Origin of the sequence: Glutamicibacter nicotianae, from assembly GCF_016907615.1 — a bacterium.
In the GTDB taxonomy this organism is placed as follows: domain Bacteria; phylum Actinomycetota; class Actinomycetes; order Actinomycetales; family Micrococcaceae; genus Glutamicibacter; species Glutamicibacter nicotianae.
In genome coordinates this window covers 612,345-627,655 of the sequence record NZ_JAFBCH010000001.1, presented here as the reverse complement: position 1 = coordinate 627,655, position 15,311 = coordinate 612,345, and the positions used below count along the sequence as shown (strand labels likewise).

The window sequence follows — 15,311 nt, the reverse complement described above, 5'->3', positions numbered from 1 at the left end:
TTAGGTTTTGGCGCACATTGACCCTGTCGTTTTCCTCACCGCGCGATTAATACGGCAAACTTGTTACGTGCCCGAAAAAAACTTTGACCCCAGTGCCCCGCATGCCCGCCAGAACGAATTCGGCTTTGAAGTCGGAACCCGGCTGACCGCTGAAGACGGTTCCCCGATGCTCGGGCGTACCGGCGTGATCCGTACCCCGCACGGCGAAATCAAGACGCCAGCGTTCATTGCTGTAGGCACCAAAGCCACCGTCAAGGCGGTCACCCCCGTTCAGGTCGAGGAGCTTGGCGCGCAGGCAGTGCTGTCCAATGCCTACCACCTGTACCTGCAGCCGGGGGCGGACATCCTCGATGAGGCCGGCGGCCTGGGCAAGTTCATGGGCTGGGAAGGTCCAACCTTCACCGATTCGGGCGGATTCCAGGTCATGAGCCTGGGTTCGGGCTTCAAGAAGGTCATCGACATGAAGTCCGTCGACCAGTCGGGTCCGGATGATGCTGTGGCTCCGGGCAAGGAACGCCTGGCCAATGTGGATGAGGACGGCGTCTGGTTCAAGTCCCACCTCGACGGCACCAAGCACCGCTTCTCCCCTGAGATCTCCATGGGCGTGCAGCACCAGATCGGCGCGGACATCATGTTCGCCTTCGACGAGCTGACCACCCTGCAGAATTCCCGCGGCTACCAGGTCGAGTCCCTGGAGCGCACCCGGCGCTGGGCCGAGCGCTGCATTGCCGAGCACTTCGCCCTGACAGATTCCCGGGCGGGCAAGGATTACCAGGCGCTGTTCGGAGTCATCCAGGGCGCCCAGTACGAAGACCTGCGCCGCAAGGCCTGCCAGGATCTGGGAGCCATGGCCTTCGACGGCTTCGGCATCGGCGGCGCCTTGGAAAAGGAGAACCTGGGAACCATCGTCGGCTGGTGCGCCGAAGAACTGCCCGAGAACAAGCCACGCCACCTGCTGGGCATTTCCGAGCCGGATGACATCTTCACCGCCATTGAGAACGGCGCTGACACCTTTGACTGCGTCTCGCCCACCCGCGTGGCCCGCAACTCGGCGTTCTACACCCCCTGGGGCCGCTTCAACCTTTCAGGTGCACGCTACAAGCGCGACTTCACCCCGCTGGTGGAAGGCTGCGAGTGCTATGCCTGCAGAAACTTCACCCGAGCCTACATCCACCACCTGTACAAGTCCAAGGAACTGCTCAGCCACACGTTGATTTCCATCCACAATGAGCAGTTCACTGTTTCGCTGGTCGAGTCCGCGCGCCAGGCCATCGAAGACGGAACCTTCTTCGAACTGAAGGACAAGGTGCTCTCCAGCTACTACGCTGGCAAGCCCGATCCGCAGGGCCAGCCAGTTACCCAGTAGACGAGGATTCCTAGAACAGCCAAGGCATCGGTTCTGAACGCGCCAGCCAGCGCGTGGAGAACCGATGCCTCGGTCTTTTCTAGGCTGGAATGCCCTGCCCTGCGCGGATCATCGGCAAATGCATGATCCCGTCGTCATCATAGTCTTCCCCGGAACGCTGGAACCCGAACTTGCCATACCAGCCCTCCAGCTGGGTCTGGGCGCTAAGCTGGATCTGCGCATCCGGGGCGCACAGGTCCACGGCACGTTGCATGAGTTCCCCGGCAAGGCCGCGGCCGCGGGCCTCCGCTGCCGTCGCAACGCGCCCAATGCGCGGAGCGCAGCTGTCGATATCCATGATTCGAACCGTGCTCAGCACTTTTCCGTCCTCGGCAACAATCAGGTGCACCGTGCCGGCATCCAGATCGCGGCCGTCAATGTCCGGATAGCACGAGCGCTGCTCGGCGATGAAGACGTCGGCCCGCAATTTCAAGATTGAGTAGAGCAAATCCATGGATAGCTCATCGGGCTTATAGATGGAAATCATGTCGTTCATCGTACAAGACCATCTACGCCGCATCTCCCAGTTTCCTGCCGGCAACGTGAATCAGCGAATTTGCGCCGAAGAGCATCGCGGCAACCCACAGCAATGGGGGAATGGGAGTAGCCGGGCTGAGCACCAGGCAGAAGATTGGCGCGAACGTGGCGGCCGCCCGAATAAACGTAGCGGTTTCCATGAAGAGCTGTGTGGCCATGGCCGCGTCATTGGTCGCTCCCCCGAGTACTGCGGACCAATCGCGTTCGGCTCTCCTTGCATGCGCAATGCTGGCAGCAGCGCATCCCAACGCGGCAACCACGATTGCAGCGATCCAGAGCCAAATACGCTCCGGCTGGATCATGCCAACCAGTCCCAGCCCTCCGGTCAACAGCAGCAGGCTGATGGCCGAGAAGAGCATCGCGTACAGCGTTGCTGCCCGCACCAGAACTGCTTCCGATATCCCAAGTGGCTGGGTCAGCTGTTTCTCCGAGACCAGCGGGGCAATTGTCGCGGAAATGCTGAAGGTCAGAATCAGGCAGAGCACCAGGTAGAAAGCCGCTGCACTCAGCGGATTGGCAATCCGCTGGACCGTGGCGGCCAGCGAAAAAGCCAGGAGCAGGAATCCGGCCACCGGATGCCAGCGGCCTGACCGCAGCAAGCGCAGGCAGAGGATGCGCCAGGCCACGGGCAATGCGGCGGTGAGCTTGCTGCCCAGGGTCATCCTGCGGCTGATGGCGGACTGCGCCGGAGCTGCGATGCCCCGCGAGTCGCCCTGCATCAACGTCCCCATGGCCAGTTGCTGGTGCTCTCCTGCCAAGCGCAAGGCCGGGCCCGGAATCCGTTCGACATGGCGATACGCCCAATACGTACTCACCGCGCCCAATGCCAGGACGACAAGCAAGGCGAACAGCCACGCCGCCGGATCCAATGTGGCGGCAGCCACTGCGCCAACCAGCTCCTGCGCCCAAGGAATCTGGAACAGCAAGAGCAACCACAGCACCGCCACCGCGGTGAGCAGTCCGAGGCCCACCCCATCGCAGATCCGTCGTGCAGTAGCTTGGCGGTTCATTGCTTGGATCGCCGTGGCCGCGTTGGCAAGCCCTGCCCCGGCCGCCGCAAAGCAGGCGAGCCCCAGGACAGCGACTGGAAGCGGGAGCGATCCGGCCAGCCCCAGCATCACGATCAGCCACAGCGCGCCTGCGAAGCTGCTTGCGAAGAGCCCAGTGAGCATTGCATTTCGCCACGCCGGTCGGCGGATTGCCCGGAGCGTGACCGGCAGCGGCAGCCACCAGTCGGCCTTGGCCGCGCTAAGCCCGCACGGTCCCAGATAAATCATGAGCCTGAAGATTGCCAAAGCTGACAGCATCAAAAGCACGAAGGACAGATCCTGCATGCGCCAAACGGCGCTGGGCAGCTCTTGGTGGGCTACGCCTTCGCCCAGGAGCACGAACAGCATGCCGAAGAGCGCACTGAAGAGGTAGGCCAACGCAATCAACGCGGCCAGCACCCAGACATAGGCATCGGAAAAGCTGTCGAATTTTTCGGCGAAGTTCCTGCGCTTCCTGGCTCGATGAAGCAGTTCGCTCGGATCGAAGGCAACGCTTTGGCTGGTGGCTGGACTAGCGTTCAAGCCACTGCGCCCCTCGGTGCGGATCAAGCAACTCGCCCTCGTCGGCGTCCAGCAGCAGTACCCGGTCCATGCAGCTTCGCAGCATGAGCGGATCGTGGGTCACCGCCAGCAACGCTGTTCCGCCGCCGCGCAACCCGGCGAGCCGATGGTAGAGCTTGTGCCTGATGCGCAGATCCAGGCGCTGTTCCGGTTCGTCGAGAATCAGCAATTCTGCCGGGCGGATCAGGACCGCGGCCAGCAGCAGCTTGCGACGCTGGCCGGAAGACAGCTCGCCGGGCAGATGACCGGCAACGGCAGTGATTTCAAAGAAGTCGAGTTCCGCTTGGACAGCCTGGCCCCAGTCCTGAAGTCCGTGCCCGCGAGCGACCATTTCCAGATGCTCGCGCACCGTAAGTTCGTCGAAGAATGCGCCATCGGTGATCTGGACGGCGACGGTACGGCGAAAATGCGCCGAGCTTTCATCCACGGGAAGGCCTTGGAACGAGATGCTGCCTTCAAGTGGAATGAGATGCCCCAGGATTGTGCGGATCAGTGTCGATTTCCCGCTGCCATTGGCTCCGATAATTCCCACGCCAGCGCCCGGAGACAGCCTCAGGTTGATTGGCCCGCAGATTACCCGGCCGGGATAGCCGATAGCCAGGCCTCTGGTTTCCAGCTGGAATGTGTCGTCTTGACCTGTCTGCATATCCTCGACTCTAATGTCCGGATACAGCTGTGGGCATCGCCCTCACGGATGATGCCCACAGGATGATCAGCTTTCGACAGCCGCTTGGCTGTAGCCGGGCTCGCGCTTCTTGAACCATTTGATGACCATTGAGGTCACCGGAACGAACAGGATTTCCACTGCAGTCTTGTAGATGAAGCCCACCACCACATAATTGATGAAGCTCGGTACATCGGCGATGCCGATCACCGGCGCGGCAATGGCGCAGAAGATCAGGGTATCCAGGAATTCTCCAACACCGCTGGAACCGATAAGCCGGAGAATCAGTCCACGCTCGCCGGAACGTTCCTTGAGTTTGACCAGCACCCATGAATTGGCGAACTGGCCCACCAGGAAGCCGCAGGCCGAGGCGACGACGATCTGCCAGATCGGGCCCAGCGTGCGTTCAAGAGCTTCCTGCCCGTCGTAGAACTCGGCTGCCGGCAGCTGGATCATGATCCAGAAGCAGAACACCGCGAAGAATGCCAAGATGAACGTCACGAGGATCGAACGGCGGGCTGCCTTCAATCCATACACTTCCGAAATGACGTCGCCCAGGATGTAGGCCAGCGGGAAGAGGAAGAAGCCGCCATCGGTGATGAGCGGTCCGAAGCTGACGCCTTTGGAGGCGCCGATGTTCGAGAGAATCACGACAGCGCCCATCAACGTGAGCACCGTGGAGAAGTAGGGGGAACCTGAAGAAGCGAATACCGCGTTCTTGGTTCGGATCAAATTGTTGCCGGCGGTGGAATCGCCCATGAAATTTTCCTTGTCAAAGTGGTTCGCCAGAACATCGTCCTCATGGCACGGCCCGACCCATGAATCAAAAGGGTGGGGTTGCATGCCTACGCGCTGTCCCGCTGTATTAGCACTTACGCAACAAGTATCCCACGCATAGCTGGGGCCAAGTTCTCACCTGTTGCCGGCCAACCATGTTTCGAGAATCAGGATTTTCTGAAATTCATATCTCACTAGCCATTCTTCGGACTATGAATTCGAGGAAACAAATGGAGCAGTGACCGCTCTCCCGTACTTGAGCGTTAAATTTTTCCTTTTTTGAACGCGTTCAAATAATTGCTAGAATCGAATCCACCCGCTTTCCGTTCAAAGGCCCCATGACAACGCAACCCCGCACCGAAAAAGGTCAGCAGACCCAAGCCAAGCTCTTGGCTACTGCTTTGGAGTGCTTTGCCAAGGATGGGTATAAGGCCTCGAGCATGCGTGCCATTGCCGCGAAGGCAGGGGTCTCCCTGTCACATGCCTACTACTACTTCAAGTCCAAAGAGGACATCGTTGCCCAACTGCTGCTCAACCTGCGCAGGGAGCAATATGAGCAATGTTCGGGAATGCTCAATGAAGGCAACACGCTCGAAGCTAATATCCGCGCCGTGCTCGATTCGGGCGTCGAAGCGTTGGCCCGGTATCACGATTTCGGGCCGGCATTCCTGCGCTTGATGCTCTCGCGCGACATGGGCAACGACGAGATCTGGCGCATCGAGTTGGAGCTCTGGGAGAAAGTCGTTGCCGGATCCCGCCCATTGCCGCCAATGGGCATCCGACGGGATCTGCCGAAGTTCCTGCTGCTCGTCTCCCGCCAGATCTTCTCCGCGTGGGCCTTCGATCAGTCGCCGCAGCAGCGCCGCTCCAGGCTGCTGATGAAGAATATGGCACCGGTTGCCGCCAAGTTTGCCGTGCTCTGCCGTTTGCCCGTGGTGCGCTCGCTCTTTGAAGATGTCCTCGCACTGATGGATCCCGGACCAGCAGAACTCGCCGAGGCAGCCGAGTCGACACCTGCCCAGCTAAGAAGGCCCAAGGCCTCCTGAAATGCTGCGCATCGCGCTAGCTGGCAAACACCCAGACACAGAGTTCCGTATCACCGCGGGTTAAGGCGTAAAGTCAAAGATGCCGATAGGTGATCCCTAGCGAACCAAAGGAGAGCGCAGCACTATGAGCGCAATGGCACGAGCACTGCCAAGCTGGACCCACGACTACGCCACGTTACGTGATCGCATTGCTTCTTTCCCGAACCAGCATGAGATTCGCTCGGTCAACCAGGACGGCGAGGACGTGGAAATCCTCCGCTACTGGCCTGATGCTTCCTGGACAGTGCCAAAGGATGCGCAGCGCTTGATCCTCTTGGGCCCGCCCAACGACAGCACCGCTGCAGAACTCGCCAAGGCAGGCTGGCAGCAAAGCACGACCATGCACCTGCTGGCCGGCAAGCCTGACGATGTCGAGCAGGTAGTCAAGCTCGCCGACACATCCGGGCTTTTCGAAGCTCCCATGGATAACTACGACGTCGTCGAGGTGACCGACTTCGACCGCCCGGTAGCCCGAGGACGCATGCGCTACGGCGAGAACTACGGCTTGCTCACCGACCCGGACCTTTTCTCTCCTGCAGATCCCGATACGGCCCGCCGTGCAGTGCTGGCAAACTTCGCTGGCGCGGCGTTCGGCCATGGACTGCCTTGGCTGCTGCTGGTGGCCACCGCAGAACATGCCCAGCAGCTTCCAGAAGGCTGGTCCAAGGCAACAACGCTCAGCTTCTGGCAGCACGACTAAACCCATTCCCTACCCGCACTACCTGCAATTGAGACTATGACTAATACAAACACCGCTTCTCCAGCAATGACCCTGACCATCGCCGGTTCCGAAGCCACTGGCGGCGCTGGCGCCCAGGCCGACCTGAAGACCTTCCAGGAACTGGGAACCTACGGCATCGTGGCCTTGACCTGCATCGTCTCCTTCGACCCGAAGGATTCCTGGAACCACCGCTTCGTTCCAGTTGACCAGCAGGTCATCGCCGATCAGCTCGAAGCCATCCAGACCTGCTACGAGGGCAAGCTCGGCACGGTCAAGCTGGGCATGATGGGCTCGCCGTCAACCATCAACACCGTCGCCACTGCGCTGAAGTCCCAGGACTGGGAGAACGTGCTGCTGGATCCGGTGCTGATCTGCAAGGGCCAGGAACCAGGCCACGCCCTGGACACCGACGAAGCGCTCAAGTCCACGCTGCTGCCGCTGGCCACGTTTGTCACCCCGAACCACTTCGAGGCCGAGCAGCTCTCGGGCATCAAGATCACCACCGAAGATGACCTGGTCGAAGCCGCCAAGAAGATCCACGAGGTCTCCGGTGCAGCGGTCCTGGCCAAGGGCGGGGTCCGCATCGCCGGCGAAGACGCCGTGGACGTGTTCTACGACGGCAGCACCCTTGAGGTATTGCGCGAGAAGAAGATTGGCGAAGTCGCCGTCTCCGGCGCGGGCTGCTCGCTGGCCGCCGCCGTCACCGCAGAGCTGGCCAAGGGCGCGACCCCTCTGGAAGCTGCCCGCACCGCCAAGGCGTTTGTCACCGAAGGCATCCGCAACCGCGTGTCCGGCAAGACCCCGTTTGACGCACTGTGGCAGGGCGGCCGCCGCTAGGCCCCAGCTGCTGGACTTGTTGCTGGCCACCGCCGTTCACGGCGGTGGCCAGCAAATTGCTTTAAGCGTGATCGCAGTCATTGGCCTAAGCCAACCGCACTTGCTATCGTTATTTCGGAAGTGCTCGGAATCAATGCGTGGAGAACCACAGGAAGGGGCGGTCGGCTATGCAAGCCACTTTGACGCTCTGCCCGTTCGTCTGCGCATCGAACGGGGTTGTCAACGTATTTTCCGCTTAGGGCACCTGCCTTGGGCGATGTTCTAGCGCCCCCGAATTCTCGATGCCTCGCAGACCTCAAAGCCTTCAACGATTAGAGACTCCGCGCGCCGGTAAAGTGCCCGCGGACCATTTGAGGATTTCCCATGCAGCCATTGACCGAAAAAACCATCCGCTCTTCCTTCACCAACGCCAGCCGCCAAGAAGCGAAGAAATTGACCCTGCCCGAAAACTTCGACTCCCTCGATTGGGATTCGCTCGATTACCTGGGATGGCGCGACCCGAAAATGATGCAGCGCGGCTACCTGCTCCACACCGATGGAACGGGCCGGACCCGCGGCATCCTGCTGCGTCCCACCGACGGCGGCCGCAAGCCGAATAACGCCACCATGTGCGAGATGTGCCGCGATGTGAATATCCCCTGCGCGGTAGGCATGTGGACGACCAAGCGCGCTGGCCAGGCCGGGCGCGACGGCAACACCTTGGGGACCTTGATCTGCCTGAACTTCGAGTGCTCCCGCAACGTGCGGATTCCACCTCCGAAGAATCCGATCTACCCGGATCCGATGGTCGTCGTTGCCGAGCGAATCCAGCTGCTCGACGAACGCGTGCATAGCTTCCTGAACCGCCTCTAGAAGGCAGGAGGAGCCAAGCCGATTCCGGCGCATCCCGCCCAGCAAGTAGTGAACTGATGAGTAACAAAGCGTCTAAAATTTTCTCAAAGATTAGCGCGCTCATCAGGCCTCGCTGGGCGGGTTTGTCGCAGTGGTTCGCGGATTTCATTATGAAATTCCCAAGCCAGCCCGATATCCGGCCAAAGGTCACTATTCAATAACCCCTTGATATATGAGCTGGGTCACCTAAGATTCCAGCTAGGGGTATACGCACTAGCGGACGTTTACCCCGGACGATCATCAAGGCTCACACTGCTTTAATGTCGCCCGCCCATGACGGGAGCAGTACCGCTATCCAGCCCAGCTAGGAGAATCATGGTCACTCGCCGCACGCAGAGAGTGCCGCGCCTGATTTTGGGATCAGCCACTGCACTTGCATTGGCCGTTACCCTCTCAGGACCGGCAAGCGCAGCAGGAATCCCCCAACCAGGCGACGGCGAAAACGCCGCTTCCCTGCCAATCACCAATTCATCAGCGCTCTCCAATTTGAAAGTCTCCGGACCGCTTGCCAAAGCTACTGGCGAGGTGTCGGTTTACGTTCAGCTCCAAGGCGATGGCGCCTTCGAGACGGTGAAGAAGTCCGGCAAGAAGAAGGATGCCGCCAAGGTCAAGAAGATGGACAAGGAGGTCAAGGCCAAGGGCAAGAAGCTGGCCGCCGAGTCCAACTCGAAGGTCATCTACACCACGCATAACGCACTGCAGGGTGTCGCCCTGACCGGCGATGCCGCAGACCTGCGCAAGCTGGCCGAGCGCAGCGACGTTGCCAAGATCAGCTCCATCGTTCCCAAGAAGCCTTCAAACCGCAGCTCGGTAGTTGACACCGGAGCCCTGGAATCCTGGAAGGCCCTGGACAAGACCGGCGAAGGCGTCAAGGTGGCCGTGCTGGACACCGGCGTGGACTACACCCACGCCAGCTTCGGCGGCCCGGGCACCCTGGAGGCCTACAAGGAAGCCCAGGCCTCTGAAGAGCTGCCCAGCGCAGACTCCGGCCTGATCGACCCCGACAAGTTCATTGGCGGCTGGGACCTGGTCGGCGATGACTACAACGCCAACTCCGACGACCCCACCTACCAGCCAATTCCCCATCCGGACCCGAACCCGCTTGACTGCCAGGCCGCCGGGCACGGCTCCCACGTTGCCGGCACCACCGCAGGCTACGGCGTCAACGCCGATGGCTCGACCTTCACCGGGGACTACTCCTCGCTGGACGCCGACGCACTGGCAGAGATGAAGGTCGGCCCTGGCTCGGCTCCTGACGCACAGCTCATCGGCATCCGCGTCTTCGGTTGCGGCGGCTCCTCCGCCGTCGTCGGCCAGGCGCTGGACTACGTCCTCGACCCGAATGGCGACGGCGACTTCTCCGACCGTGCCGACGTGGTCAACATGTCCCTCGGGTCGGATCATTCCCCGGCCAATGACCCTGAAAACGACATTGTCGACGCCCTGAGCGCAGCCGGCATCCTCTCGGTTGTCGCTTCCGGCAACGCCGGCGATGTCACCGACGTGGGCGGCTCCCCGGGCAACTCCCGTTCCTCGCTGACCGTCGCCAACTCCGTCGGCTCGCACGTCACCCTGGACAAGATCCAGATTGACGCTCCAGAAGATGTTGCCGGCTCGGCCTCGGGCCAGTACTCGGCAAACTTCAACTACACCAACGCTGATCCGGCTGCCCTGTCCGGAGAAGCGGTGATGGCTCCGGCCGATAACGCATTCGGTTGCGAGGCGTTCGAAGAGGGTTCGCTGGAAGGCAAGTGGGTTTGGCTGCAGTGGAGCGAAGGCGGCGAGTTCCCTTGCGGTTCCGGCGTCCGCTTCAACAACGCTGAAGCCGCCGGTGCCACCGGCGTCCTCTTGGATGCAGAAAGCAACCTATTCGATGCGGGCATCGCCGGCAACGCGACCATCCCGGGTGCGCAGTTCACCTTGGACGAGTCGAATCGGCTGCGTCCAGCAGCTGAAGCGGGCACGCTGAAGGTGACCCTGTCCCCTGAATTCGTTGGCGGTTCCTCCAGCGAGTCCGGCGTTGGCGACACGTTGAATTCTTCCTCCTCGCGTGGCGTCCACGGTTCCAACGGCGTGGTCAAGCCGGATGTGGCTGCCCCAGGCACCCAGATCGGCTCGGTTGGCGTCGGCACCGGTACCGGCACTGCCGTGATGACCGGTACCTCGATGGCGACCCCGCTGGTCGCTGGCATCGCCGCACTGGTGCTGGAAGGCACCGACTACACCCCGTACGAAGCCAAGAGCATCATCATGAACACCGCGGCCACCGACATCAAGGACGCCGACGGCGAAGCCTACGGTCCTAACCGTGTTGGTTCCGGTCGCGTCATGGCCGATGCGGCACTGCAGACTCCTGCCTTCGCCTACGATTCCGAAGCAGCGGACCTGACCAGCGTGGTCTTCGGCGTCATGGAACTGGACGGCAAGAAGCCGTTCACCGCGAAGCGGGAAATCACCATCGAGAACACCAGCGGCAAGGCGCAGACCTACGATGCCAACTACGTGGCAGCTACCGAGATCCCGGGTGCAACCTTCACCCTGGATCGCAGCAGCGTCACCGTGCCGGCCGGTGGCAGCGCCAAGCTGAATGTCACCCTGAAGGTCGACCCGAAGCAGTGGGCCAAGACCATCGATCCGACCATGGCTACCAGCCAGTCCGGATTAGCCCGTGCCTGGGTCGCCGATGCAACCGGCCGTGTCGAGCTGACTGCCAACGATGCCCCAACCCTGCGCATTCCAGTCCAGGCAGCACCAAAGCTGGCTGCTGACATGGAAGGCAAGCTCAAGAAGCTGAAGAAGGGCGCGGATACCACCAGCCTGAGCCTGAAGGGCAAGGACATCACCGCAGGCGAGGGCGCTACCTCGGTCACCTCGCTGCTCGGCGCTTTCGAGCTCGGCGCTTCGAGCGAACGCGGCGATGACTCGCTGGACAGCATCCCAGCTGCCCGCTCGATGGACCTGCAGCACGTTGGCGCTTCGAGCACCGCGGGCCGCACCGGCATCGCTGACGGACTGTTGAATATCGGCATCTCCACCTGGGAAAACTGGGCCCACCTGGCCGGCGGCACCGAGCTGGATGTCGAGATCGATACCAATGGCGACGGCAAAGCCGACTTCGTGACCTTCAATGCGGCATTTGATGAAGTGGACCTGGACCTGGCGGCGACCTTCAATCTCGCCACCGGCGAGCAGGTTGACCTGCAGCCGGTGAACGGAGTGCTGGGCGATGTCGATACCAACACCTTCGACACCAACGCGGCGATCTTCCCGATCTCCTTGGCGGCACTGGGACTCGATGAGGATTCGGCAGAGATCTCCTACCGTGTTCTGGGCTACTCCTGGTACAACACCGATGAGAACGGTGCAATGATCCCGGTTGACCAGACCGACTGGATCGATTTCAACGTGGCGACGCCACAGGTTGATTTCGGTGCGGAGGGCACCCTGTTCACCGATCTATCCGGCACCAACATCCCGGTAACTGTTGCTGACAGCTCCAAGGCATCGAAGGCGCTGCTGCTGCACCTGCACAACGGCAGCGGCGACCGCGCCCAGGTTCTGGACGTGACTGACGGAAAGACGAAGGGCAAGAAGTAGGCCTTACGTCTCCCAAAACCAGGCCCGGGGCACTTCCTAGCGAGTAAGGAAGAGCTCCGGGCCTATCACTTTTAAGATTCCGTCCCATGGCCTATTGGCTGCGCAGCTTCTCTTCCAAGATCAGCACTGCGGCTTCCCTGAGCTTGCCCGCGAATTTGCCGTCGGATTTCGCTTCGGCAGCCAGCGTTTTGGCCATGGTGATGGCCGGAGCCGAATTCACGCATAATGGAACAGTTCCGCCAGCGGCAATGAATTTCACTGCGCGCTCACCCACCGGCACGTGGCCGACCTGCTTGGCTTCGCAGAGATCATCGGAAATCACGATACCGTCGTAGCCCATTTGCCCACGCAGCAAACCGGTGATGATCTTCGAGGAGAACGGCGCATCATTCTTCGTATCGAGCCGCGCATAGCGGGCATTGGAGACCATGACCCAGGACTTGCCCTGCTCGATAGCCTGCTCGAATGGCTGCAGATCGCTGGAGTCCGCACCGATCTTCGTATCTGTCACCCCGGTATTGGTATCGGTATTCTCGGCAACCCTGCCCAATCCTGGGAAGTGCTTGACCACCGGTTGCACCCCTTGGGCGTGCAGCACTTCATTGACCGTTGCGACGGCTTTGGAAACACCCGCGGCGTCATGGGCGTACTCGCGGCCGAAGTAGCCGATGGGTGCGTTGCTGGTGCCGATGCTGGATGGAACTACGTCAGCCACCGGAGCCAGATTGACGTTGATACCGGCTTCAGCCAGCTGCTTTCCGGCGGTTCCCACTTCGCGTTCCAGCTTTGAGGTGGACCACTGGCCCTGCTTCAACGCCGTGGGCAGTTCGGCAAAGCCTGCTCCCTGGAGCACCCGGACAAAGCCTCCCTCCTGATCGGTGGCCACCCAGACCGGCAGCTGCCCGGGAATGCTGGATTCCAGGCTCTGGGTAATTTTTCGGACCTGAGCAGCAGTCTGCTGGACCGTGAGCTGGGAACGCCCGCGCAGGAAGACATTTGAAATCCCCTGCTTCTTCATCGCTGAAATTTCCGCAGCGGATGCGCCTGTTGCCGCAACGCCTGCCATCACCAGGCTCGCTGCCTGCTCGCTGGCGCTCAGCTCGTCAACCAATTCTTCGGCTTGCTGGCGCAGCGAAGGTTCCTTGCTCTGGCTAGGGGTTGAACTCTCCTCCACGCCAGCAGTGCTCGACGGGCTTGAAGAGTCCGGCTGCGCGGGCGCACTCGTGCGGCTCGGGCTGCTGGCGCTGGGGGCGGGCGTGCTTGGAGCTGGTTCTCCGGCATTCGGCGCACTGCAGCTGGCGAGCATCGCTGTCATCAGGATTCCGGCTGACATGATCTGCATGGCACGGTTTATCATGAATTCATCTTCCCACCGGAAACTGCGAAGTTCCCGTAGAGCCGCGATTTTTGCCGTTGGCCGGCCTCAGGCGCGCACCACCAGCAGCTCGTCCCAGTCGGTAGTGTAGCGCTGCGAGATATGCTCACGTTTCATCGACCATTCGGGGCTCCTGGCCAATCCGGCATGCCCCAGGCCGATGGACTTGGCGCCGAATCGAAGCGAAATGTCCTGGACAACCGAGGAGACATTTTCCTGTTCCTGCGCAGCTGGGTCAACGTTCTGGCCAAAGAGATCCAGCTGCTGCTCGCCCGGGGTATCGCTGAGCCCGGAGAGGATCACTCCCCCGCGAACGTAGTCCATCCCCGGTTGCATCAGATCCCGCATCGCGGCAATGGCCAGCTTGCTGAGCAGGATCGGATCCCGGGTAGGCCGCGGCAGGCGCACCTGGGCGCTGGGGAATGACGCCTCTCCGCGCGCGAAGCGGCTGGTGCCTGCGGTGACCGTGAGCAGTGAAGCGTAGCGGCCTTCGCTTGCCAATCGGCTAGCGGCCTTCTGCGCATAGATGGACATGACTTCCTCCATCGCCTCATAGGTGCGCACCGGCGTGGAGAAGGAGCGTGTGAACATCACTTGGCCGCGGTCCGCGCGTTCTTCCACCGGACCGATGCAGCGTTGCCCATTGAGCTCGAATACCGTGCGCTGCAGGACGACTGAAAATTTCTTGCGGATCGCCAATGGGTCGGCCGTTTGGAGGTCAGCGATGGTTTCAATGCCCATGGCCGCAAGCTTGGCACCGGTTTTGCGCCCTACACCCCAGACATCGGTCACCGGGACCCGGTTCATGATGCTGCCCAGGACCTCGGGATCCATGAGCTGCTGGACGCAGACGCCTCCGAGCCCCGGATTGTGCTTGGCGATGTGGTTGGCCAGCTTCGCCAGGGTTTTGGTGGATGAAACACCGACGCAGACCGGAACGCCAATCGTCTTGTCGATGGCGGCACGGATCTGGGCGGCGGTGCTGCGCACCTGCTCCAGGTTGCCTTCCAGCCCGACGAACGATTCATCGATGGAATACACTTCATGCCAAGTCCCGAAGCGCCCGAGCAATTCCATGACCCGGGCAGACATGTCCCCGTACAGCTCATAGTTGCTCGACCGCACCGCAAGGTTGTGCGAGTCCATGTAGCGCTGGACCTTGAAGAACGGCTCTCCGGTCGGAATGCCCAGGTCCTTGGCTTCCTGAGAACGCGCCACCACGCAGCCGTCATTGTTCGACAGCACCACCACCGGGCGATTGCGCAGCGAGTAGTCGAAAGCCCGCTCGCAGGAGACGTAGAAATTGTTGACGTCCACCAGGGAGACGTGATCAGCGGACATGATGCAAGCACCTGGTGATGACGCCGAAGACGCTGACTTCATCGCCTTCGGCCAAGATGACCGGCAAGGGCGATTCATCGCTGAGCAACCCGACCTGCTGGCCGTCGATCTGCCAGCGGCGCACCAGCATCTGCCCGTTCAGGTTGACGATGACTACCGAACCGTGGCGCACAGCAAGCGAACGGTCCACAATCACCTCATCGCCGTCGAAGATCCCGGCTGACTGCATCGCGTGGCCCGAAACGCGCATGATGAAGGTGGAGACCCGGTCGCGGACCAGCAACCGGTTCAGGTCCAGTCCGCCGTCGAAGTAATCGCGCGCTGGCGAAGGGAACCCCATCGCCGAAACCGCTTGCACCGGCCCTTGGGATGCTCCCGGAGGCATCAGCTCATGCTCTTCAGCCACACCCCACCACTTTCTAGTACAAATATTCGAATACTAGAATTGTAGCGCGTTAATCAGCTTCACGC

Annotated in this window: 13 protein-coding genes; 6 read left to right on the top strand and 7 right to left on the bottom strand. The window is 61.2% G+C overall.

What is annotated here, in order from left to right:
- Positions 1–67: 67 nt before the first annotated feature.
- A complete protein-coding gene (gene tgt, locus JOE62_RS03130) occupies positions 68–1,366 on the top strand; it encodes a tRNA guanosine(34) transglycosylase Tgt (RefSeq protein WP_038992496.1) in 1,299 nt (432 codons plus the stop codon).
- Positions 1,367–1,445: 79 nt separating this feature from the next.
- Here tgt and JOE62_RS03125 read toward each other — a convergent pair whose 3' ends face one another.
- From JOE62_RS03125 to JOE62_RS03110, 4 genes are all read right to left on the bottom strand, one after another.
- The gene (locus tag JOE62_RS03125) at positions 1,446–1,892 is read right to left on the bottom strand and encodes a GNAT family N-acetyltransferase (RefSeq protein ID WP_239543162.1); all 447 of its coding nucleotides are present in this window, start codon (positions 1,890–1,892) and stop codon (positions 1,446–1,448) included.
- A gap of 22 nt (positions 1,893–1,914) precedes the next feature.
- A complete protein-coding gene (locus tag JOE62_RS03120) occupies positions 1,915–3,513 on the bottom strand; it encodes a DUF6297 family protein (RefSeq protein ID WP_204720256.1) in 1,599 nt (532 codons plus the stop codon).
- Positions 3,503–4,198: an ABC transporter ATP-binding protein gene (locus tag JOE62_RS03115; RefSeq protein WP_204720254.1), complete on the bottom strand. Its 696-nt coding sequence runs from the start codon at positions 4,196–4,198 to the stop codon at positions 3,503–3,505. The genes JOE62_RS03120 and JOE62_RS03115 overlap by 11 nt, the downstream gene beginning before the upstream one ends.
- Positions 4,199–4,264: 66 nt before the next feature.
- A complete protein-coding gene (locus JOE62_RS03110; protein WP_149596214.1) occupies positions 4,265–4,975 on the bottom strand; it encodes a queuosine precursor transporter in 711 nt (236 codons plus the stop codon).
- A gap of 356 nt (positions 4,976–5,331) precedes the next feature.
- Between JOE62_RS03110 and JOE62_RS03105 the strand changes: the two genes are divergently transcribed.
- The 5 genes from JOE62_RS03105 (at position 5,332) to JOE62_RS03085 (ending at position 12,124) form a co-directional block, all read left to right on the top strand.
- Positions 5,332–6,039, top strand: a complete 708-nt coding sequence (locus JOE62_RS03105) for a TetR/AcrR family transcriptional regulator (RefSeq protein ID WP_204720252.1) — start codon at positions 5,332–5,334, stop codon at positions 6,037–6,039.
- Between the two features lie 124 nt (positions 6,040–6,163).
- Positions 6,164–6,778: a hypothetical protein gene (locus tag JOE62_RS03100; RefSeq protein ID WP_149596212.1), complete on the top strand. Its 615-nt coding sequence runs from the start codon at positions 6,164–6,166 to the stop codon at positions 6,776–6,778.
- Positions 6,779–6,814: 36 nt separating this feature from the next.
- A complete protein-coding gene (locus tag JOE62_RS03095; protein WP_204720251.1) occupies positions 6,815–7,636 on the top strand; it encodes a hydroxymethylpyrimidine/phosphomethylpyrimidine kinase in 822 nt (273 codons plus the stop codon).
- Between the two features lie 363 nt (positions 7,637–7,999).
- Positions 8,000–8,488 (top strand): FBP domain-containing protein, encoded by a 489-nt coding sequence (locus JOE62_RS03090; protein ID WP_204720249.1) that lies wholly within the window; start codon positions 8,000–8,002, stop codon positions 8,486–8,488.
- 564 nt (positions 8,489–9,052) lie between these two features.
- On the top strand, positions 9,053–12,124 hold the full coding sequence (locus JOE62_RS03085; protein ID WP_338085734.1) for a S8 family serine peptidase: 3,072 nt from the start codon (positions 9,053–9,055) through the stop codon (positions 12,122–12,124).
- Between the two features lie 91 nt (positions 12,125–12,215).
- Here the strand turns inward: JOE62_RS03085 and JOE62_RS03080 are convergent, their stop codons facing one another.
- The 3 genes from JOE62_RS03080 to JOE62_RS03070 all read right to left on the bottom strand — a co-directional run bounded on the left by JOE62_RS03080 (position 12,216) and on the right by JOE62_RS03070 (position 15,246).
- The gene (locus JOE62_RS03080) at positions 12,216–13,466 is read right to left on the bottom strand and encodes a glycoside hydrolase family 3 N-terminal domain-containing protein (RefSeq protein WP_204720245.1); all 1,251 of its coding nucleotides are present in this window, start codon (positions 13,464–13,466) and stop codon (positions 12,216–12,218) included.
- Between the two features lie 81 nt (positions 13,467–13,547).
- On the bottom strand, positions 13,548–14,840 hold the full coding sequence (locus tag JOE62_RS03075; protein ID WP_204720243.1) for a Y-family DNA polymerase: 1,293 nt from the start codon (positions 14,838–14,840) through the stop codon (positions 13,548–13,550).
- A complete protein-coding gene (locus JOE62_RS03070) occupies positions 14,830–15,246 on the bottom strand; it encodes a translesion error-prone DNA polymerase V autoproteolytic subunit (RefSeq protein ID WP_204720241.1) in 417 nt (138 codons plus the stop codon). The genes JOE62_RS03075 and JOE62_RS03070 overlap by 11 nt, the downstream gene beginning before the upstream one ends.
- Between the last annotated feature and the right edge of the window lie 65 nt (positions 15,247–15,311).

Bases quoted from the DNA above. Each gene is read 5' to 3' on its own strand.
- JOE62_RS03125 (WP_239543162.1), bottom strand. From the start codon at position 1,892: ATGATTTCCATCTATAAGCCCGATGAGCTATCCATGGATTTGCTCTAC.
- JOE62_RS03115 (WP_204720254.1), bottom strand. From the start codon at position 4,198: ATGCAGACAGGTCAAGACGACACATTCCAGCTGGAAACCAGAGGCCTG.
- JOE62_RS03110 (WP_149596214.1), bottom strand. From the start codon at position 4,975: ATGGGCGATTCCACCGCCGGCAACAATTTGATCCGAACCAAGAACGCG.
- JOE62_RS03105 (WP_204720252.1), top strand. From the start codon at position 5,332: ATGACAACGCAACCCCGCACCGAAAAAGGTCAGCAGACCCAAGCCAAG.
- JOE62_RS03100 (WP_149596212.1), top strand. From the start codon at position 6,164: ATGAGCGCAATGGCACGAGCACTGCCAAGCTGGACCCACGACTACGCC.
- JOE62_RS03095 (WP_204720251.1), top strand. From the start codon at position 6,815: ATGACTAATACAAACACCGCTTCTCCAGCAATGACCCTGACCATCGCC.
- JOE62_RS03090 (WP_204720249.1), top strand. From the start codon at position 8,000: ATGCAGCCATTGACCGAAAAAACCATCCGCTCTTCCTTCACCAACGCC.
- JOE62_RS03080 (WP_204720245.1), bottom strand. From the start codon at position 13,466: ATGCAGATCATGTCAGCCGGAATCCTGATGACAGCGATGCTCGCCAGC.
- JOE62_RS03075 (WP_204720243.1), bottom strand. From the start codon at position 14,840: ATGTCCGCTGATCACGTCTCCCTGGTGGACGTCAACAATTTCTACGTC.